The sequence below is a fragment of the Exiguobacterium sp. s133 genome, from assembly GCF_018618595.1.
Lineage (GTDB): Bacteria > Bacillota > Bacilli > Exiguobacteriales > Exiguobacteriaceae > Exiguobacterium_A > Exiguobacterium_A oxidotolerans.
Genome location: NZ_JACSMK010000008.1, coordinates 66473 through 86152 on the forward strand (window position 1 = coordinate 66473; position 19680 = coordinate 86152).

Below are 19680 nucleotides of genomic sequence, written 5' to 3' on the forward strand. Positions count from 1 at the left end.
TGATCCTCTCCTTTTAAAAAAGCAGGAAAGCGGAATTAACCGCGTCCTGCTTGGAATGATGGATAAAGTGACATGCCACCGTCTGCAAATAGTGTGATGCCGGTCACGTAACTGGATTCGTCAGAAGCAAGCCATGCAGCGACAGCGGAAATTTCTTCAGGCTTCCCGATGTTCCCCATTGGAATCATGCTTTCGACTTCTTTACGTTGTTCCGGGTCTTCAAATTTCTCTGCATTGATTGGTGTGTTGATCGCTCCCGGCCCAATCGCATTGATTCGAATGCCTTTTGGTGCGTACTCCATCGCGAGCGTCTGCGTCATCAGTTTGACGCCACCTTTACTTGCCGCATAGTGAACAAATGTTGGCCATGGAATGATTTCGTGAACGCTCGACATATTGATAATGTTCCCTTTAATGTCGTTCTCGACAAAGTATTTCAAGGCTTCACGTGCGCCGAGGAATGAACCGGTTAAGTTGACATCAATGACTTTTTGCCAGTCTTCGAGGGACATTTCGTGCGACGGTGATGGCATTTCGACACCGGCATTGTTGACGAAGATATCGAGTCGACCAAAGTGGTCAACTGTTTCTTTAACAAGACGAATCATGTCGTCCTCTTTCGATACGTCAGCTTGAATCGTAATGGCTTTTCCACCGGCTTGCTTGATGTCTTCAGCAATCTGATTCGCTTCTTCCGGGTGGCTCCGATAGTTGATGACGACCTTTGTACCTTCTTCCGCGTAACGGCGGACGACGGCTTCGCCAATTCCCATTGAACCGCCTGTGACGATAGCTACTTTTCCGTTTAGACTATTATACATGAAAATCGACTCCCTTTTAGATTATTGTTTTGTAAACCCGATCATGATACCGCCCGCTACGACGAGAGTACAGCCGATGATAACGAACGTCATTTCTTTTTTCGTTTTAGCTTCTTTCAAGAACAGAACGCCGCCGATTGTCGAGATGACGACACCGGTTTGTGATAACGAAAAGCTTGTTGCGACGCCGACACGTGCCGTTGCGAGCAATAGGGCAATATTCCCGATAGCCCACATGATACCGGCAAGGCCATTTGTGAACGTCTGTCTCGCAAACAAATTCCCTTTGCGTAATGAAAGTAAAATGGCGCTGACGACCATCCCGATTGCTTGTGGTAAAACGGCTTCCCAACCATTGATGTTGAACCAACGGGCGATGACGACATAGCCGACATAACCAATCGTCGAGATGACGAGTAGAAGCAATCCTTTTCCGATGTTTTCATCCTTCTTGCTCTTATCTTCTTTATACGATGTAAAAGCAGCACCGGCGACAATCAGTACTAAAGCGCTAATTCCAAGAATAAGTGCGGATGTATTTGACCATTCACCAAAAGCGAGGACGCCAAACAAGGATGTTCCGACGAGTTGCATCCCGGTCGAAATCGGCATCGTTTTCGAAACACCCATTTGTTTAAAAGCAGCAAATTGGTTCATTTGACCAAGTGCCCAAAAAGCACCGGAGAAAAGACCGGCAACCCAGGCTGTCATCGACAGTTCTGGACTGATAAATAAGAACGTCACGAGGGCGAATGCTAACGCACCGAGTGTTGTCCCGATAATTTGTTGTTCTGTTGAACCGCCGATTTTTGAAACGACGAGAGGCAACGTCCCCCACATCAATGCAGGAACGATGGCAATTAAAATATCAATCAAGTGATTCACCTCTTCCATTTGTTCTATCTACTTGAAGATGTACCCCGGGAATCCCGACGAAAAACCTCTAATGGGTAACGAATATTATCTTAAAATAAAAAACGCCCCACGAATGGGACGTGAAAATTATTATTTAAAGGGTTCATCAGCGATGCGGACGATGTGTCGTCCGATTCGTCGAGCGTTCCAGAGGGCGACGACAGCAATCGTTAAAGAAATCCCCATCAAGTCATACTGACTTAAGAAATAGCCACCGTAACTGACAGGTAAGCTGACGATTCCGACGAGTGAACTGGTCCACTGACGAATTTTAAGAGATTCCATATTCGCGACGCGTGAAAATTTTTGCTGTTCGAACAACCGCCAGCGTGTTGGTTCACTGAGGGCATCATTGACTAGGCGAGGAAAGGCGAGAAGACGTGCGCCGTAAGACCCTGCAATCTGTAAGTAACGATTCTGGTTTTTCCCTTCTTCGTCCAGCCAACGGCGGACCATCGGTTTAGCAAGTTCAAGCAAGTTAATTTTTGGTGAGAGGATTTGCAGGATACCTAGGATCGTCGAAGCGGCACGACCGAAAAAGGCAAACTCGGCCGGTAATTGAATCGGTTCATTCCGAACGAGTAATTCAATATCAGACAGTACTTTTTCAATTAATTTCGTATCGACGTTCTCCATGTCGCTTTCAAGGTAAAAGTTGACGGCTTTTTCAATCGCCTGGCGGATATTTTGTTTGTTGGCGTTCGGTAATAAGAAACGTAAGTCTTCCAGACCGTCGACGATTGCATCGTAATCGAGTGTGACGAACGACTGTAAGATTCCTTGAATCGCCCGCATGTCGTCCGGGGTCGTCGCACCAATCATCCCGAAGTCGAGCAGAACGATTTTTCCGTCTGCCTGGACGAGGACGTTGCCCGGGTGGGGATCGGCATGAAATTTCCCGCCGAACAGCAACTGTTCACCCGCATTCAGGAAGAGGTTACGCGCGAGTTCGTCACGATCGATTTGATGTTCTGCTAAAAACTCGAGGTCCGTGATCCGTGTACCGTCAATCCACTCCATCATCAAGACGCGATTCGTACAGTGTTCTTCATAATAGTCTGGAATGTAGATGACAGGGTTCGTTTCATACATCTTTTTAAAGTAGAGACCATTTTTTAATTCGGTCCGATAATTCAGTTCATCTCCGATGACGAAGACCATTTGGCGATAAAGACTTTGGAGATCAGTCGATTTATTGAGTGACGTCCGTCGAAGCATCGCGATGACGAGACGCATCGCGCGGAAATCCGTTTTAATGATTCGTTCGATGTTAGGACGCTGGACTTTGATTGCGACTTTTCGCCCGTTCGATTTGAGTGTCGCACTATATACTTCTCCGATTGAAGCAGATGCGATGGGGCGAGGACTGATATTATCGACGACGTCTTCGATCGGCATGCCCCATTCTTCCTCGATGATTTTTCGAGATTCCCCGAGTTTGCTCGATGGGACCTTATCGACGAGTTCAGTTAACTCCATTAAAACGGTTGGTGGGAATAAGTCGGCACGAATCGATAAAAACTGCCCGAGTTTAATCAGGAGTCCTTCGAGACGCAGTGCTTTCTTCTTATAATCACGCGCAATCGTGATCATGATGCGCTCGAATTCTTCAGTATTCGTACCTGGTCGGTTTTTCCGGGTGAATCGATAGATAGTCCAAATATAACGAGCGAACATCGTCACGATGACGAAAATCCGGTAGAGCGCCCAACGTTTCATACGGTCACCTAGCTTCCTGTACAGTTTGTTTCAGTATAGGTTACTTTACCTAAAAACGTCACTTACAAACGGCTGAAAAAAGAATCGTAAAAATAAGGTGGACGCGACGCAAAAAGAGAGTATAGTAAGTAATGGAATTTCAATGTGGAAAGGTGAAATGTGTGCATGTCCTGGGACTTATTAAATATCATCGGAACGGTCGCATTTGCGATGAGTGGCGCGATCGTCGCGATGGAAGAAAAATATGATTTGTTTGGGGTTTGGTTATTGGCATTGATTACGGCGTTCGGAGGCGGTGCAATCCGGAACTTGTTGATTGGTGTACCCGTCTCGGCACTTTGGTCGCAAGGCGGATTGTTCTTGATCGCGATTTTAGTCGCATTATTAATCTTTGTTTTACCACAATTATTTTTACCACATTGGTCACGGTGGGGCGTGCTCGCCGATGCACTCGGTTTATCCGCATTTGCGATCCAGGGTGCACTCATGGCATCTGCAAAAGGCTTACCTCTTTCAGCAACGATTTCAGCAGCTGTTTTAACGGGTGTCGGCGGTGGTGTCATCCGGGATTTACTCGCCGGACGCAAACCGCTTGTCCTGCATAAGGAAATCTATGCGATGTGGGCCGTCATGGCCGCGCTCGTCATCGATCGGTTCCAACTGACGAATCCTCTGCATTTGTTCACATTACTCGGACTCATTACGATTTTACGTATGCTATCTTATTATTATGAATGGAATTTACCGGCACGACGTTTAGGGGGAGAATGAAAATGAAAGTATTAATCATGATTGGTTCTTTGTCGATGATGGTAGCGGTCGCACTCGGTGCGTTCGGAGCGCATGCGCTAAAAGATATGTTATCTGAGCGGATGCTTGCGAACTGGCAGACGGGTGTCCTCTATCAGATGGTGCACTCACTTGGGATTTTGGCACTCGGTGGCATGTTACTGAAAGTTTCGATTTCACAATTTTCGCTTGCAGGTTGGTTGATGCTCGCCGGAATCGTTTTCTTCTCCGGCAGCTTATATGTCATGGCGCTGACAGGGATTACAAAACTCGGTGCAATCACACCGATTGGCGGCGTTCTGTTCATCGCAGCATGGATTTTTGTTGCGATTGGTGCGTATAAGGGATTATGATCCGTCGACTGACTTGAAAAGTTGGTCGTTAAACGAAAGTAAGGGAGTGGATTTTATAGCCACTCTCTTAGGATGTAGACAACGTGCTAGCGGGAGTTGAAAGCGTCTTTTTTCGTTGCTTTCCTCGGGCGAGGCGCAAGCCGTTGCTCCTTGATCCTCACGGAAAACGAGCAGGGTTTTGCCTCCCGATATCGCATGTTCAAAGTTTGTCTACACACTGGGAGTGGATGTATATCCACTCTCTTTTTTTTGTCTTTTTACGACGATTACGCCATCGAAATAAAAAAAACGGTCAAGAGACATCACTGCCTCTTGACCGATTACGATTGAAGCAACTGCCTCAATGCTTTATTGGTTGTGTTTTATTTAACTTCGATAATGCTTGCTCATAGCGATCCAGTACACGTTGTGCGACTGGCTTTAGCTCTTTTGAAAGCACAGCGAATTGCAACTCACGCGATCGCGTTGACCGGTTCATAGCATTCCCCATGATCATTCCTCCTTAACGTATAAAACGTACATCTTTTATGGCCGCAAAGAGTATATTCCCATAGGGTTTTTCTATGAAACGTCTTTTAGCATATTAAAGCGCGAAATGTGTTTCGAGCTCGCTTGACTCAAGACGGTTGCCGATGAAGAACTCACCGAATTCACCGTATTTTGCACTCACTTCGTCAAAACGCATTTCATAGACGATTTTTTTGAACTGGAGGATATCATTCGCGAACAAGGTGACGCCCCATTCCCAATCGTCAAAGCCAGTTGATCCACCGATAATCTGTTGAATCTTCCCAGCGTAGCTCCGCCCGATCATACCATGACGGTACATGAGCTCTTTCCGTTTCTCCATCGAAAGCGTGTACCAGTTATCGCCATCGCGACGAGATTTACTCATCGGATAGAAACAGATGTGCTTCGATTTTGGCAAGATTGGATAGAGACGGTCGCGTACATACGGGTTCTCATACGGGTTCCCTTCGCCAGATCCACGGTATGTGCCGAGTTCGACGACGGAGACATATGAATACGTCGGGATGAGATAGTCATATAAGTCGAGTTTTTGCATCTTCACTTCGACGGCTTGGATGTCTTCCATTGTCGGACGAAGGACCATCAAAACGAGATCTGCTTTTTGACCGATGATCGTATAGAGGGCATGACTGCCTTCTTTTTGTTCTTCGACTTGTCCGAGCTCAGCTAAGAACGTTTGGAATTCGTTGATCATTTTCGTCCGGACAGTTGTTTCGACTTGTTTTAAGCGCGACCAGTCAATCCGGCGGAAATCATGTAATGTATACCAACCGTCGAGAGTTTCGGCGGCTTGCTGTGTAGCAGTTGGTTCTGATGTTTGATGTTCCATGAAAAAACCTCCTGAAATCTATAATGAAAAGTACATTCTCCATTGCTAATCTTATCATAGATCGGACGGTTCATCGCAACAAAACAACCGTCTCTCATTAGGGATAGAGACATGAAGTAACACGAATCGGGGTATGAAGTAAAAGGGTGTGCTAAAACGCGTTAAGCGCCTTCTGTACTATTCCTAGAAATAACTGTAATAGTGATAAAAAATCGCTCCGTGTAATGGGTAAAAGAAGTTTTTTGCAAATTGTTTTAATAACGAAACAGAACTGTGTATAATGAACGATGGAATGTATAAGGAATAGAAACCGACACTTGATTGACATAAAAGGAGAGAAAATCATGCAATTATTCGAAATGCTTGAGACAAAAGTAAAAGCACACCAACCATCAATCGTTTTCCCAGAAGGAATCGACGCACGTGTTCTTGGTGCTGCTGTCCGCCTGAAAAAAGATGGTCTCGTCACACCAGTCGTTATCGGACCACGCGTGAAGATTGAAGAGACGGCGTCGGCGAACGGAATCGACGTAACGGATCTTGAAACAATCGACCCGGCTTCGTACGATGCGATGGAAGAACTTGTTGCTTCATTCGTCGAGCGCCGTAAAGGAAAAGCGACAGAAGAACAAGCACGTGAAGTCATCTTAAAGGACGTCAACACATTCGGAACGATGCTCGTGCATACAGGTAAAGCAGCAGGTCTCGTCTCGGGTGCGATGCACGCGACTGGCGATACAGTCCGCCCGGCACTTCAAATCATCAAAATGCAAGAAGGCTATAAGAAAACATCGGGTGTCTTCATCATGGTTCGCGATGATGAGCAGTATGTCTTCGCTGACTGCGCAATCAATATCGCACCTGACGCAAACGACTTAGCAGAAAATGCAATCGCATCAGCAAAAACAGCAAAAACATTCGGCATCGAGCCGAAAGTGGCATTGCTCAGCTTCTCGACAAAAGGTTCAGCAAAATCACCTGAAACAGAACGCGTCGTCGAAGCAACACGTCTCGCAAAAGAACGTGCGCCTGAACTTGCAATCGATGGAGAATTACAATTTGATGCAGCGTTCGTCCCGAGTGTCGCGAAATCAAAAGCACCAGAATCAGATGTTGCCGGTCAAGCCAACGTCTTCATCTTCCCAAGCCTTGAGTCAGGAAACATCGGCTACAAAATCGCACAACGTCTTGGTGGATTCGAAGCGATCGGACCGATTCTCCAAGGTCTCAACAAACCGGTCAACGATCTTTCACGTGGATGTAACGAAGAAGATGTCTACAAACTTGCGATCATCACGGCAGCTCAGGCAGTTGAAGCAAACGCATAAAACGGAAAAGTCTTTACTTTTTCAGAGAACATCGTAAAATGAAACACATCATGCACGAATCATAAACGTATAGCAACGCTCGTATAATAGTGGGAATTGGCCCACGAGTCTCTACCGGATCGCCGTAACGATCCGACTACGGGTGGTGAGTTACTGCTCTCTTTTTTGGCGTACAGTGGCTGCCCCCGGGGGTAGCGCTGTACGTTTTTTTTCGTCAATAAAGGAGAACTCAGCTATGAAACGTTTAGAAGAAATGATTAACAAAGAAGGAATCGTCCTGTCCGATCAAGTCTTGAAAGTCGATGCATTCCTTAACCATCAAGTCGATCCGACATTGATGTGGGAAATTGCTTATGAATTCATGCATCGGTTTCAAGACGCAGGCATTACGCGGATTTTAACGATTGAAGCAGGTGGAATCGCACCGGCGATGATGACGGCGCTTCGTCTCGGTGTACCGATGGTCTATGCACGAAAAACGAAGTCGCTGACGTTAAACGAAGGAACGATTTCAGCAGAAGTCTACTCGTTTACGAAACAGCAGACGAGTACGATCACGGTCGCTGAAAAATACTTACAGCAAGGTGAACGTGTGCTGATCATCGATGACTTTTTAGCGAACGGGGAAGCGGCGTTCGGTCTTGCTAAATTAGTCGAGCAGGCAGGAGCAGAAGTCGTCGGTATCGGAATCGTGATCGAAAAATCATTCCAACCGGGGCGAGAGAAGTTACTTGATGCAGGATTCCGTGTTGAATCGCTCGCGCGAATTGAAAAATTAGAGAACGGGAAAGCGACGTTCGTCCGCTCGGTGAACGTATGAAATCCTTATCGAATTTTAAAGCGGCAGGGCTCGGACTCCAACATGTCCTTGCCATGTATACAGGAGCAGCCATCGTTCCGTTGATCGTCGGCAGTGCAATCGGACTATCCGGAGAAGGCCTCGCGTATCTTGTCGCGATTGACCTATTCATGTGTGGAATCGCGACGTTACTCCAAGTCTTCGTCACGAAGTATACCGGTGTCGGACTGCCGGTCGTGCTCGGATGTACGTTTACGGCAGTCGGACCGATGATTGCGATCGGTAGCCTGCAGGGCATCACGGCGATTTACGGCGCATTAATCGCAAGCGGCATCATCATTTTATTGATTTCCGGACTCTTTAGCCGGATTGCGATTTTATTTCCACCGGTCGTGCTCGGATCCGTCGTGACGATTATCGGAATATCACTCATTCCGGCGGCCATCAATGATATCGGTGGCGGACAAGGCGTTAAAGATTTTGGTGACTTCCGATACCTCGGTCTCGCCGGATTAACGATTGCTTTAATCTTGATTTTAAATCGTTACGGCACCGTTTTTTCGAAGGCAGCGGCTGTCTTGATTGCGGTGCTCATCGGAACACTTGTCGCATTCGGCACGGGGATGATTGATTTTAGTCCAGTTGCTGACGCCTCGTGGTTCCAAATGATTACACCGTTTTACTTTGGTGCACCGACGTTTAATATCACGGCGATTTTGACGATGACGCTCGTTGGTCTCGTCTCAATGGTTGAATCGACAGGCGTCTTCTTGACGCTTGGTGAAATCACGGATAAAAAACTCTCGAAGCAAGACTTAGCACGCGGTTACCGGGCAGAGGGTGCTGCGACAATCATCGGCGGGATTTTCAACAGTTTTCCATACACGACCTACAGTCAAAATGTCGGGCTTGTTCAACTGACGGGCGTTAAAACACGAAAAGTCATCATCTTTGCCGGGTTGTTTTTAGTCATCCTCGGTTTCTTGCCGAAAGTCGCCACCTTTACGACACTGATTCCGAAACCAGTGCTTGGTGGGGCAATGCTCATCATGTTTGGGACGGTTGCAGCAAGCGGAATTCGAATTCTGTCTCGCGTCGACTTCGCAAAAAACGACCACGTCTTGACAGTCGCCTTATCGCTTGGCGTCGGACTCGGCATCAGTATGAACCCGGCGATCGTGTCCGGTTTACCGGAACAAATCCGCGTCTTGACGGATAGTCCGATTGTCGCCGGTTCGTTGACGGCATTGCTTCTCAATGGTTTGTTCCGTTTGGCTGATCGCAAGCAGCGTACAGAAGACGAACAATTCGCAAAAGCTGAGTAAATAGTAGAACGATTGTGTTACGAGCAGACCTGCATCTTCGGATGGAGGTCTCTTTTTTGTGATGAGAGAACGTTACACAAATCAGAATATTTCGAGTATGGGAAGAAAGTGGTAAATCTCACTTGAAAACGTTTACAAATCAGACACCTCTTCTTTATACTGACAACGTAGCGGTTTGGGGAACTGCTAAGAACGATAGAGAGACAGGAAGGACGTCGTACAAATGAAGCAACAGACAGAGCTAAATCGGGGACTGGAAGAGCGTCATATTACGTTGATGTCGCTGGGGGCGGCAATCGGCGTTGGACTTTTCCTAGGCTCGGCAAAAGCCATTCAGTTGGCAGGACCAGGGATTCTGATTGGTTATTTAATCGGCGGTATCATCATCTTCATCATCATGCGGGCACTTGGGGAGCTCGCGGTACGTGAACCGGTGGCGGGAAGCTTTGCTGAATACGCCCGGAAATATGTCAGTCCACTCGCTGGATTTTTGACCGGGTGGAATTATTGGCTTCTGTGGATTTTTACATGTATGGCAGAAATCACAGCAGTCGGAATTTATATGCAGGAATGGTTCCCGCAGTCGGAACGCTGGATTTGGGCGCTTTCAGCATTACTACTTATGACGAGCATTAATTTCATTGCCGTCAAATTTTATGGCGAATTCGAATTTTGGTTCGCCTTGATTAAGATTGTCGCGATTGTTGCGATGATTATTCTTGGGACATTGACGATTGTCGTCGGACTTGGCAACGGGGGTACACCGGTCGGGATTTCTAATCTTTGGTCGCATGGTGGATTTTTGCCAAACGGATTCGGGGGAGTCCTGCTGGCGATGCAAATGGTCATGTTTGCGTTCTTAGGCATTGAAGTGATTGGGGTCACAGCTGGGGAAGCTAAAAATCCGAAGAAAACGATTCGTAAGGCAGTCAACAACGTCTTTTTACGGATCTTGATTTTCTACATCGGTGCGCTATTCGTCATCTTGTCGATTTATCCATGGGATCAAGTCGGACAAAATAACAGTAGCCCATTTGTCTTACTATTTGATCAACTGGGCATTCCGGCAGCTGCCGGCATTATCAACTTCGTTGTCCTGACAGCGGCATTGTCGTCATGTAACTCGGGTATTTTCTCGACGGCACGGATGATGATGAACCTGGCACAAAATGAAGAAGCACCAAAACGGTTCGCGAAGATTTCGAAGAACGGAGTCCCAGCAATCGCAACGATTCTTTCAGGAATCGCGCTGCTCGTCGGCGTCGCCTTAAACTACTTCTTACCGGAAAACGTTTTTGCGATCGTGACGAGTATCGCGACGTTCGGAGCCGTCTGGACATGGGCGATGATTTTGATTTCGCAAATGCGGGCTCGGAAAGTCTATGGTACGGCAGAATTCGGCGTTCCATTTTTCCCGGTCGCGAACTACATCGCCTTGCTCGCACTGGCTGGCGTCATCGTCTTGATGGCGTTTGATGCCAGTACGCGCATTGCGCTCATCGTCGGACCACTTTGGTATGTGATTTTGATTGCGGTCTACTATGCGCGGGGGATGCATAAGCAGACACGACGCTCGTTCGACCGGGCATCAGGGGAATGAATCAGGGAGACCGGCTTCGGCCGGTCTCTTTTGTTCTGTTTCGGCATCAATTTTGCTACACTGAACAAAGATGAAACAAGAGGAGGAACTTACGATGAAAACAATCCATGTCGATCAGTTACAAGAAAAGCTTGAAGCCGGTGAAGTACTCCACGTCGTGGACGTGCGCGAGCAGGATGAATATGACGCGGGTCATATCCCGAACGTCCGTTTTTTACCAATGTCTGAAATCGGTGAACGCTATACGGAGCTGCAAGAAGGTGAAACATACTACCTGATTTGCAAAGCAGGTGGACGCAGCGAGAACGTCGGACGTTTCCTCGAACAGTATGGCTACGACATCGTCAACGTCGAAGGCGGGATGATGAACTGGAAGGGCGATCAAGAAGCGTAAAGCGATAGTGTTCTTTTCTCAAACGTTCTGTTCGCGAAGTTATTCCGCATCATTTTATAGGTAGTCCAAGAAGGTAATTCATGAAAATGGATTACCTTCTTTTTCATTTAGTTGTGAAAAATGACACGTTCTGACCGATATATAGATTAGAACAATGAGTTTACATATCGGGAAGAGGAGTCATGTATGGAACAGACAAAAAAACGAACGATTAGCATCAAGCAGAAACTAATTATTACATCTTTACTCTTATTATTGATTCCATCGTTATTGATTGGTTTTGTTGCATACAATCAAGCGAAACAGAAAATCACAGATCAAATCCTGCAATCAGCACATGCCGGTGTTGACCGGATGAACGATGAAATCACCAATATCATTGATCCCGTACGACGAGATGTCGCGTTCTTTGCAGACCGGATTGATGGAATGCTCTATCAAAAAGGGAAACAGAATTTAGCATTGAAAGAAAAGATGACAGAATATCTCGATACACACCCGCAAGCAGCAAATATTTATTACGCGACGACGGAAGGTGATATGACTATCTATCCGGAGCAGTCATTTGAAGATGACTATGATCCACGAGAACGTCCGTGGTATCAGGCGGCGGAGGACGCCGGTGGGAAAGTCGTCATTACTGATCCATACGTCGACGCAGCTTCAGGGAAGATGATGGTCACCCTTTCACAAACAGGTGGGAATGGACGTGGCGTCATTGCTGTCGACGTGGATGTCGATCGAATTTCTGAAATTGCTAAAAAAGTTAAAATCGGTCAAGAAGGTTATGTCACGATTCTCGATTCCAATAAGAATTTCGTCACACATCCGACGAAGAAGGCTGGAGAAAAGGCATCTGGAGACTGGGTCACGTCCCTTTATGCCGGAAAAAATGGTCAGTTTTCTTATGAGTTTGAGAATCAAGGAAAGAAAATGGACTATATGACGAACAGTCTGACGGGATGGAAAGTCGCCGGAACACTGTACGATAAAGAAATTGCAAATGAAACATCGGGCATTCTTTGGACAACAGTTGCCGTTATCGCTGGAACGTTCTTGTTAGCAGCTGTCTTACTCTACTTTATTCTCCGTTCGATCCTCCGTCCGTTAAGTCGTTTGACGGAAAGTGCCGATCGGATTAAAGAAGGTGATTTGACGGAGCAAGTCATCGTCGAATCCAATGACGAAATCGGTCAGGTGGCCCAAAGTTTTAATGTCATGGTCACATCACTCCGGTCGATCGTGACGAACCTCGATCAATCGATTGGGCAAGTTGCGGCGTCTTCAGAAGAATTGATGGCGAACGCAGCGCAAACGACAGCAGCTTCCGAGCAAATCGCAGGTTCCGTCCAACAGATGGCAGCAGGTGCTGACCACTCGAAACGTCAACTCGAAGGAAATGCTGTATCACTCCAAGCGATTACGTCAGGTGTCATGCGAATCGCAGAGAGTTCGACGAACGTCTCCGAGCTATCACGGGCAACAGCACTCGAAGCAGAAGACGGAACGATTGCGGTCGGGAAAAATGTGACACAGATGAAAGCGATTGATGCATCGGTCGAAAACTTCGGTGAAGTCATTCAATCCTTGGCTCATCGCTCAAACGAAATCGGAAAGATTGTCGATGTCATCAACGGGATTGCAGCCCAAACGAACTTGCTTGCCTTGAATGCAGCGATCGAAGCAGCACGGGCCGGCGAAAATGGCAAAGGATTTGCGGTCGTCGCGAGTGAAGTTCGGAAGCTAGCCGAACAGTCACAAGAGTCGACAAAACAAATTTCGGGCCTGATTACAAACATCAAGCAGGAAACAGAACGGTCGGTTTCCTTGATGAAAGAAGTATCGCATCATACGAAAGCCGGACTTGAGACGACAGAAGATTCAGCGGAACGTTTCAAGAAAATTATGTTACGGACACAAGAGATGACGCCACGAATCGAAGATGTCACAGCGACGGTCGAAGAAATCGCGGCGAACGTCCAAGAAGTGTCGGCTTCGGCAACGGAAATCGCTCATATTGCGGATGAAAATTCGACAGCATCCGAACGTGTTGCGACGACGACGGAAGAACAGCTCGGTTCGATGGAAGAAATTTCGCAATCCGCGAAAGCATTGTCGGATATGGCAGAAGAACTACAAGAAATGGTGACGCAATTCCGCGTTTAAACCAGATGAAGGCGACTACATCAGCGAAACTGAGCTGGGCGTAGTCGCTTTTTTTATTGTGAATTTGCTTGAAGCGATAGGAAAACGGGAAAAATATAAGTGTAGTGTTGAGTCCTAGGAGGTGGAAAGATGGCGCGATTGACAAAGTTGAAAGAATGGCAGGAAGCAGGATTGCTTGATGCAGAAACCGTCGATCGGATTGAAGCGTACGAACACAGACACCAATTCAAAAAGCGGACGCCCTTACTGTTGATTGTCGGCTTGACGTTTGTCGGCTTGGCCTTACTCAGTTTTTTAGCGGCTAATTGGCAAGTCATTCCGGCATTGGTCAAAATCGGACTCGTTCTTGTCATCATGATCAGTTGTTATGTGCTAGCTGATATTTCCGAACGCCGGACGATTTGGAATCCCGTGGCGTTCCGGATACTCGGGATTCTCGCGTTCCTTGGTGCATTGATTGTCACGGTCCAAACTTTTCATATGTCGCTTGAAAGCTCATTCATTGCCTGGGTAATCTTTCTTATGGCACTCGGTCATTTTTTCGTTTGGCGTCACGCTGCCTACGCTGTCGTCGCTTTTTTGGCGGGATTGAATATTTTTACGGGAATCGGCAGCTTCGGGAGTGAGTACGCGACGTTTCTCGACTGGACGTCATTTGTCTGTTTAATTCTGATATCCGTAGCCTGGTTCTATTTCAGTCAAACGTTTCCGTCACTGATCTTTAGCTGGTTGCTCCTCTACTTCGCAGGATTGGAATTGTTTTTTCTCGTGTCATACGAAGGCATTCTTTGGCCGATTTGGACTTTATTTTTCCTCGTTCCATTACTGTTACTTGTTCGAGAGGAACAAAAACGCCCGCTCCTTTACGCACTTTATTTAGTTACGGCAGCCATTAACTCACTGGTCTATCTCTCTGTCCGCGCAGAAACGACAACTGCTCCGATTTCGCTCGTCGAAACGATTTTACTTGTACTTGCCGCAGCGGCGGTCGGAAGTTTGATTTATGTACGTTACCGTCCGCTCCTTTTCATCGTCCCGCTCGGTTTGGTCGGACTCTTATGGTTCGAGGATCAAGCGATCTTGATGGCGATTTTAGTTGAAGTGATGGCATTCGTTTATTTGATTGAGCGAGAACGAACCGGTCATCGTTTACTGATTCCGTTCGTGTATTTCATTGCCGTTCAACTGACGGTTTACTTCATTTATGCTTGGAATCGTCTGAATATGTCACTCTTTTTCTTAGGCGGGGCCTTACTCGTGTTCTTGATTGCCGGTGTGCTCTGGTGGATGCAACGACGTCGTGAAGGAGGTCAGTCGGCATGAAAAAGTACGGGTTTGCGTTTATTCAGACACTGATTGTTTTGCTTGTCGTGCTCAGTTTTTATGCGATTTCGTGGTTTGGAGAGAGTTACCGCTTCCGGGCAGAGCCGTTTGATCCATTTGATCCGATTTACGGGGAGTACGTCGTGTTGCAGTATCCAGATTTAAAACCGGATGCTTCTGTCAAACAAGGACTTGTCTACGTTACGTTTATAACGGGGGAAGATGGATATGCAAGAATTGATAAAATCTCGAATGACCGCTTTTTCGGTTCGGTTGCTGGTGAGTATTACGATGAATACGTGACGATTTCTCAGCTGACTCAATATTATGTCGAACAAGGTACAGGGAAAGGGTATGAGGATGCGGAAAAATTAGAAGTCAAAGCTGATGTTTCGCCATGGGGAACCGTTCGGGCGACGGACTTATTGCTCCGAAACGAGTAAAAAAAACAAAATGAGAGGATGGACCATTACTAGGTCCTTCCTCTCATTTTTAATATTGTTTCAAGTCATGCCGATTTCTTCATTGCTTCCAGGCGTTTCAAAAAAGTGCATCCGGTTAATGAAAAAACGCCCTAGACAACGAAGAGGTCATCTAGGGCGAGGGTGGTATAAGACTTATTGTGCGTCTTTATCGAACGTGATTCGAGCGATGGCATCGTGTTGGTGAATGGTTTCTTCGTTTCGGCATTCGACGAAGAACGTTGCGATCGCATCCATTTCGTAGAGATCAGCCGCGATTAAGCGGACCATATCTTCGACGAAGCGTGGGTTTTCGTAAGCCATCTCCGTAACACGTTTTTCATCCGGACGTTTGAGGACCGGGTGAAGTGGTGCTGATGCATTTGATTCAGCCGCATCCAGTAATTCTTGTTTCCAGTCAAAGTCATCTGCCTCGTCACGAAGCGATGCTTCCATCGTGACGTAACCACGTTGATTATGGGCACTGTACTCACTGATTTCTTTTGAACATGGGCAGAGTGTCGTGACATTGATCGTTAACCCGACCGTCAACGTTGCTTCATTCGTTTCCGTATCGACACTGACCGTTTGCCAGACTTCGGCATTCATCAGACCGCTGAGTCCAGTTGCCGGTGCTTTACGCGTGAAGAACCATGGGTAGCGAATCGTTAATTGACCTTCAGACTGCTCCATCCGCTCGGCTAAATCGCGCGCGAACTGAATCAGTGATTCGTTCGTGACGACCCATCCTTCTTGATGGTACTGATCGAGTTGCTCCGTTAAGCGACTCATGTTGATGCCTTTACGGTCTTGAACGAGTGATGTCGAAAGCTCGAACGTCGCGACAGTGGCCTGCGTTTTGTCACCATCTTGGATGACGACAGGATGTTTGACGTTTGAAATACCGACTGCATCAAGTGCAAACAAGAAATTCTTTGGTGTATTTTGAAGATCAACCATTTTATCTTTTTCAGTAGGTTTTGTTCCTTTAACAGGGGGAACAGAACCGAAAAGCTTATGACGCTCTTCTTTTGTTGGTAGTGTAATCGGGTAGGTAGACATTTCAATTGGCCCCTTTGTCCTTTTGTATTTTATCAATAGTAATAACATGACAGGAATGCTAGAGACGAGCAACTCTGATGATTCCGCAAATGTGTTTGCACTATGTTGAACTGTTGATATGAATTTTATCATGAACTGCTAGCAAAACGAAACTAGCAAGGCTCAGAATCAACAGTTTGCTAAACTCATCATAAGGGACACTTGCAAGTCTGTACTGAATCGGATAGTATATGTTCATATGAACGCGTAAATCTTTTTTTAGTTAATGCCTTTGTGAAACTTATAAGATAGGAAGGAATGAAGTAGATGGATTGGCAGTTAGTACTACAATATGCCTGGGTAGTCGTCGTTTTAATCGCACTCGAAGGACTACTTTCAGCAGATAATGCACTCGTCCTCGCCGTCATGGTAAAACACTTACCAGGCGAACAACAGAAAAAGGCTTTATTTTATGGTTTGGCAGGAGCGTTCGTCCTCCGCTTCGCGGCATTGTTCGCGATTTCGTTCCTCGTTGATATTTGGCAGATTCAAGCACTTGGTGCAGCATACCTGCTTATCATGGGGTTACGGCATATTTATAAAACGGTCAAGGCACGACGGCTCGGTGAAAATCATGGGGCGGACAGTGAGCTCGATCAAGAACCGAAATCGGATGAGCCCGTCTCAAAAGCGGAGTTTTGGAAAACAGTCGCTAAAATTGAATTCGCCGATCTTGCATTCGCCGTCGATTCGATTCTTGCAGCGGTCGCACTCGCCGTCGCATTACCTGACTGGGGGACAAATGAAATTGGTGGATTGAATGCCGGACATTTCGTCGTCATCCTGACAGGTGGTTTGATGGGTGTCGTCTTGATGCGTTTCGCAGCGCGCGTCTTCGTCAGACTACTCGCAGAACGTCCTGGACTTGAAACAGCGGCATTCGCAATCGTCGCTTGGGTCGGAGTCAAGCTCGCCGTTCTTGCCCTTGAGCATCCGAAATATCACGCATCGATTGAAGGAACAATCTTTGAAGCGATGAAGTTACCGGAAGGCTTTGCTCACAGTACGCCATGGCAAGCGTTCTTCTGGACGGTCATGGTCGGTCTCGCAGTTTGGGGTTGGTTCTCTTCACCGAAAACAAAACCAAATCCAGATGCTGAGAAAAAAGTGGATCAACATCTTTAAGCGAAAGGCTCTCCGACTGGAGGGTCTTTTTTAGTGTGAACTCCGAAAAAAGGGGGAAGATAGAAACACAAGGTTCAAGCTTCCGTCTTTTTCTTTTACAGGTACAAAGATTATAATGAACCTAGTGAACAAAAAGGGGATTCGTTTTTATGGATATTGGATTAATTACGCAGTATGCGACGGTCGGGCTCGTCCTGATCATCTTACAAGGATTGCTGTCGGCTGATAATGCGATGGTCATGGCGGTACTCGTTCGTCCTTTACCGGACGATCAACGAAAAAAAGCGTTGTTTTACGGACTAATCGGGGCACTCGTCCTTCGTTTCATCGCGATTTTCTTTGCGTCGTACTTAGCGACTGTTTGGGAGTTACAGGCACTTGGTGCAGCGTACCTCTTTTATGTCGCCTTTAAAGGAATCGTCGAGGCACGATCAAACAAACATCAAATACCGGATGCGATGGCATCCAAAAAAGAATCGCCGAATTTTTGGTGGACGGTCGTCAAGGTCGAATTATCTGATTTAGCGTTTGCCGTCGATTCGACACTCGCGGCCGTTGCCATGGCGACGACATTACCGATGGTCGGCGGGATGATTGGTGGACTGAACACGGGACAATTTTGGGTCGTCTTCTTCAGTGGGATCATCGGACTTGTCATCATGCGATATTTCGCAAGCTGGTTCGTTGTTTTACTCCAAAAACGACCAGGGATTGAAGAAGCAGCATTTTGGCTCGTCGCTTGGGTCGGGGTTAAGCTCGTCATCATGACGCTTGCACACCCGACCATTCATGTCTTACCGCACGAGTTTCCGGAAAGCACGCTCTGGCAGACGATTTTCTGGGTCGTTCTCGGACTGATTCTTGTCATCGGCTGGTTTAGAAGTGGTGTCAAAGAAGAAAAATAATACAAAAATTGGACAGGGTCACAACTCCTCTGTCCTTTTTGATTTTGGGGGAGATTTCATGCAAAACGGTAACTTTATTCGAATGCTGACACGGATGCAGAACGTACCACGTTGGGATGAGTATGCTCCGCGTTTTCAAGACAACGCCGCAAGTCATAGTTTTCGCGTCGCTCTATTTAGTTTAATGGCGAGCTATATCGAACAAGAGCAGCAACCCGTTGAAATCGATCGCCTGCGCTTATTAGGAAAGGCACTGTTTCACGATATGAACGAAGTGATCACCGGTCCAATCAAACACCGGACGAAAAAAGAGCCGACACTTCATGATCACATTCAGGCGATGGAGCAACAGGCGAGTGAGAAACTCGTCGCCTTATTGTCAAAATCGCTTCAAACAGAATTTACAGACTATCTCGTCCATGCCGAAGATGACACGATTGAAGGGCAAATCGTTAAAGCGATCGATACGTTCGACGCGATGTTGTTCGCAAGACGGGAAGCACGGATGACGGCGTCACCGTTCTTTGAAGCAAAAACGCTTGAACTGAAAAACTATTTACTCGAACACTCGTTATATGCCATCCGTCGCTTGACGACATCCGTCTTTGCCGAAGACGAGATGGCACATTTCATTGACAATGCATTGATGATGGATACGATTCGACGCTGGAAAGGGCGCTTCAATACGATTGATGACAATGACGCGACACATGCGTTTCGGGCGGCTTCCCTCGGCTTGTTCAACGGTCTGATCGAGTCGAAAAAGTACGGGGTTACGATCGATACGGCTGAAGTCGTTTCGCGTTTGCTCTGTCACGATTTAGTCGAAGGGACGACAGGGGACGTCCTCGGACCGGTCAAACATGCGACGCCGGTCACGGCAGCTGCCTTTGAGGCCTATGAACGGGCAGAAGGGGAGGCGTTGATTGGATTATTACCTGACGTGATGCGAACAGAATTTTATCGTTTTCTCGTCGAAGCGAAAGATGATACGTATGAAGGACAGATGGTAGATGTCGTCGATAAGCTCGATGCGTTGATTAAAATGAATATGGAACGCAAGTTGAACGGAGTGGAATATGAGACAGGCTACCGGGCGCAACTGAAGAAAGTCCAGACGGCTTACGAAAATCCATCTGTCGTCTTTTTCCTCGCCTATGTCTTGCACGACTTGGATTACGTAACGACTTAAGGAG

General features: G+C 46.9%; 19 protein-coding genes and 1 riboswitch. Of the genes, 13 read left to right on the forward strand and 6 right to left on the reverse strand.

The features are described 5' to 3' along the window. Window positions 1-35: 35 nt before the first annotated feature. The 3 genes from KNP96_RS11525 to KNP96_RS11535 all read right to left on the reverse strand — a co-directional run bounded on the left by KNP96_RS11525 (window position 36) and on the right by KNP96_RS11535 (window position 3455). The gene (locus tag KNP96_RS11525; RefSeq protein WP_214770597.1) at window positions 36-821 is read right to left on the reverse strand and encodes a glucose 1-dehydrogenase; all 786 of its coding nucleotides are present in this window, start codon (window positions 819-821) and stop codon (window positions 36-38) included. A gap of 21 nt (window positions 822-842) precedes the next feature. Further along, window positions 843-1694 (reverse strand): GRP family sugar transporter, encoded by an 852-nt coding sequence (locus tag KNP96_RS11530; RefSeq protein ID WP_214770642.1) that lies wholly within the window; start codon window positions 1692-1694, stop codon window positions 843-845. Between the two features lie 132 nt (window positions 1695-1826). Then, complete coding sequence (locus KNP96_RS11535) at window positions 1827-3455, reverse strand: ABC1 kinase family protein (RefSeq protein ID WP_214770600.1); 1629 nt, start codon at window positions 3453-3455, stop codon at window positions 1827-1829. 165 nt (window positions 3456-3620) lie between these two features. Between KNP96_RS11535 and KNP96_RS11540 the strand changes: the two genes are divergently transcribed. Together KNP96_RS11540 and KNP96_RS11545 are read left to right on the forward strand one after the other, a co-directional pair. Next, window positions 3621-4226 carry a trimeric intracellular cation channel family protein gene (locus KNP96_RS11540; RefSeq protein ID WP_029332360.1) on the forward strand — a complete coding sequence of 202 codons (606 nt, stop codon included), beginning with the start codon at window positions 3621-3623 and terminating at the stop codon, window positions 4224-4226. A gap of 2 nt (window positions 4227-4228) precedes the next feature. Beyond that, a complete protein-coding gene (locus KNP96_RS11545; protein ID WP_029332361.1) occupies window positions 4229-4597 on the forward strand; it encodes a DUF423 domain-containing protein in 369 nt (122 codons plus the stop codon). A gap of 340 nt (window positions 4598-4937) precedes the next feature. Here the strand turns inward: KNP96_RS11545 and KNP96_RS11550 are convergent, their stop codons facing one another. Together KNP96_RS11550 and hemQ are read right to left on the reverse strand one after the other, a co-directional pair. Further along, window positions 4938-5087, reverse strand: coding sequence for a hypothetical protein (locus KNP96_RS11550; protein WP_204251414.1), 150 nt, complete (start codon window positions 5085-5087; stop codon window positions 4938-4940). 93 nt (window positions 5088-5180) lie between these two features. Beyond that, a complete protein-coding gene (hemQ, locus tag KNP96_RS11555; protein ID WP_159173997.1) occupies window positions 5181-5957 on the reverse strand; it encodes a hydrogen peroxide-dependent heme synthase in 777 nt (258 codons plus the stop codon). 344 nt (window positions 5958-6301) lie between these two features. Here hemQ and pta point away from each other — a divergent pair, with 344 nt between their 5' ends. The 8 genes from pta to KNP96_RS11595 all read left to right on the forward strand — a co-directional run bounded on the left by pta (window position 6302) and on the right by KNP96_RS11595 (window position 15335). Continuing rightward, window positions 6302-7285, forward strand: a complete 984-nt coding sequence (gene pta, locus KNP96_RS11560; RefSeq protein WP_088836077.1) for a phosphate acetyltransferase — start codon at window positions 6302-6304, stop codon at window positions 7283-7285. A 59-nt stretch (window positions 7286-7344) separates the two neighbouring features. Next, a riboswitch (purine riboswitch) is annotated at window positions 7345-7444 on the forward strand. 76 nt (window positions 7445-7520) lie between these two features. Then, window positions 7521-8105, forward strand: coding sequence for a xanthine phosphoribosyltransferase (locus KNP96_RS11565; protein WP_088836078.1), 585 nt, complete (start codon window positions 7521-7523; stop codon window positions 8103-8105). Beyond that, complete coding sequence (locus tag KNP96_RS11570) at window positions 8102-9409, forward strand: nucleobase:cation symporter-2 family protein (RefSeq protein WP_214770603.1); 1308 nt, start codon at window positions 8102-8104, stop codon at window positions 9407-9409. The genes KNP96_RS11565 and KNP96_RS11570 overlap by 4 nt, the downstream gene beginning before the upstream one ends. A gap of 223 nt (window positions 9410-9632) precedes the next feature. Then, complete coding sequence (locus KNP96_RS11575) at window positions 9633-11009, forward strand: amino acid permease (RefSeq protein WP_214770606.1); 1377 nt, start codon at window positions 9633-9635, stop codon at window positions 11007-11009. A gap of 94 nt (window positions 11010-11103) precedes the next feature. Further along, on the forward strand, window positions 11104-11403 hold the full coding sequence (locus KNP96_RS11580) for a rhodanese-like domain-containing protein (RefSeq protein WP_029332367.1): 300 nt from the start codon (window positions 11104-11106) through the stop codon (window positions 11401-11403). Between the two features lie 186 nt (window positions 11404-11589). Further along, the gene (locus KNP96_RS11585) at window positions 11590-13569 is read left to right on the forward strand and encodes a methyl-accepting chemotaxis protein (RefSeq protein WP_214770609.1); all 1980 of its coding nucleotides are present in this window, start codon (window positions 11590-11592) and stop codon (window positions 13567-13569) included. Between the two features lie 129 nt (window positions 13570-13698). Further along, window positions 13699-14892, forward strand: a complete 1194-nt coding sequence (locus KNP96_RS11590; protein ID WP_214770611.1) for a DUF2157 domain-containing protein — start codon at window positions 13699-13701, stop codon at window positions 14890-14892. Further along, on the forward strand, window positions 14889-15335 hold the full coding sequence (locus tag KNP96_RS11595; RefSeq protein WP_214770614.1) for a GDYXXLXY domain-containing protein: 447 nt from the start codon (window positions 14889-14891) through the stop codon (window positions 15333-15335). Before KNP96_RS11590 ends, KNP96_RS11595 begins: the two co-directional genes overlap by 4 nt. Before the next feature lie 174 nt (window positions 15336-15509). On the opposite strand, the gene folE2 is transcribed toward KNP96_RS11595, so the two are convergent. After that, a complete protein-coding gene (gene folE2 / locus KNP96_RS11600) occupies window positions 15510-16415 on the reverse strand; it encodes a GTP cyclohydrolase FolE2 (RefSeq protein ID WP_029332371.1) in 906 nt (301 codons plus the stop codon). A 306-nt stretch (window positions 16416-16721) separates the two neighbouring features. On the opposite strand from folE2, the gene KNP96_RS11605 reads away from it, so the two are divergent. From KNP96_RS11605 to KNP96_RS11615, 3 genes are all read left to right on the forward strand, one after another. Continuing rightward, window positions 16722-17579, forward strand: coding sequence for a TerC family protein (locus KNP96_RS11605; RefSeq protein WP_088836085.1), 858 nt, complete (start codon window positions 16722-16724; stop codon window positions 17577-17579). 149 nt (window positions 17580-17728) lie between these two features. Then, on the forward strand, window positions 17729-18484 hold the full coding sequence (locus KNP96_RS11610) for a TerC family protein (RefSeq protein ID WP_088836086.1): 756 nt from the start codon (window positions 17729-17731) through the stop codon (window positions 18482-18484). Between the two features lie 58 nt (window positions 18485-18542). Then, on the forward strand, window positions 18543-19676 hold the full coding sequence (locus KNP96_RS11615; protein ID WP_214770617.1) for a YfbR-like 5'-deoxynucleotidase: 1134 nt from the start codon (window positions 18543-18545) through the stop codon (window positions 19674-19676). Window positions 19677-19680: the final 4 nt, after the last annotated feature.

Excerpts from the sequence above, each read along its gene's own strand:
- hemQ (WP_159173997.1), bottom strand. The coding sequence starts at position 5,957 with ATGGAACATCAAACATCAGAACCAACTGCTACACAGCAAGCCGCCGAA.
- pta (WP_088836077.1), top strand. The coding sequence starts at position 6,302 with ATGCAATTATTCGAAATGCTTGAGACAAAAGTAAAAGCACACCAACCA.
- KNP96_RS11605 (WP_088836085.1), top strand. The coding sequence starts at position 16,722 with ATGGATTGGCAGTTAGTACTACAATATGCCTGGGTAGTCGTCGTTTTA.
- KNP96_RS11575 (WP_214770606.1), top strand. The coding sequence starts at position 9,633 with ATGAAGCAACAGACAGAGCTAAATCGGGGACTGGAAGAGCGTCATATT.
- KNP96_RS11610 (WP_088836086.1), top strand. The coding sequence starts at position 17,729 with ATGGATATTGGATTAATTACGCAGTATGCGACGGTCGGGCTCGTCCTG.
- KNP96_RS11590 (WP_214770611.1), top strand. The coding sequence starts at position 13,699 with ATGGCGCGATTGACAAAGTTGAAAGAATGGCAGGAAGCAGGATTGCTT.
- KNP96_RS11540 (WP_029332360.1), top strand. The coding sequence starts at position 3,621 with ATGTCCTGGGACTTATTAAATATCATCGGAACGGTCGCATTTGCGATG.
- KNP96_RS11595 (WP_214770614.1), top strand. The coding sequence starts at position 14,889 with ATGAAAAAGTACGGGTTTGCGTTTATTCAGACACTGATTGTTTTGCTT.
- KNP96_RS11535 (WP_214770600.1), bottom strand. The coding sequence starts at position 3,455 with ATGAAACGTTGGGCGCTCTACCGGATTTTCGTCATCGTGACGATGTTC.
- KNP96_RS11570 (WP_214770603.1), top strand. The coding sequence starts at position 8,102 with ATGAAATCCTTATCGAATTTTAAAGCGGCAGGGCTCGGACTCCAACAT.
- KNP96_RS11580 (WP_029332367.1), top strand. The coding sequence starts at position 11,104 with ATGAAAACAATCCATGTCGATCAGTTACAAGAAAAGCTTGAAGCCGGT.
- KNP96_RS11545 (WP_029332361.1), top strand. The coding sequence starts at position 4,229 with ATGAAAGTATTAATCATGATTGGTTCTTTGTCGATGATGGTAGCGGTC.
- folE2 (WP_029332371.1), bottom strand. The coding sequence starts at position 16,415 with ATGTCTACCTACCCGATTACACTACCAACAAAAGAAGAGCGTCATAAG.
- KNP96_RS11550 (WP_204251414.1), bottom strand. The coding sequence starts at position 5,087 with ATGGGGAATGCTATGAACCGGTCAACGCGATCGCGTGAGTTGCAATTC.
- KNP96_RS11615 (WP_214770617.1), top strand. The coding sequence starts at position 18,543 with ATGCAAAACGGTAACTTTATTCGAATGCTGACACGGATGCAGAACGTA.
- KNP96_RS11565 (WP_088836078.1), top strand. The coding sequence starts at position 7,521 with ATGAAACGTTTAGAAGAAATGATTAACAAAGAAGGAATCGTCCTGTCC.
- KNP96_RS11585 (WP_214770609.1), top strand. The coding sequence starts at position 11,590 with ATGGAACAGACAAAAAAACGAACGATTAGCATCAAGCAGAAACTAATT.
- KNP96_RS11525 (WP_214770597.1), bottom strand. The coding sequence starts at position 821 with ATGTATAATAGTCTAAACGGAAAAGTAGCTATCGTCACAGGCGGTTCA.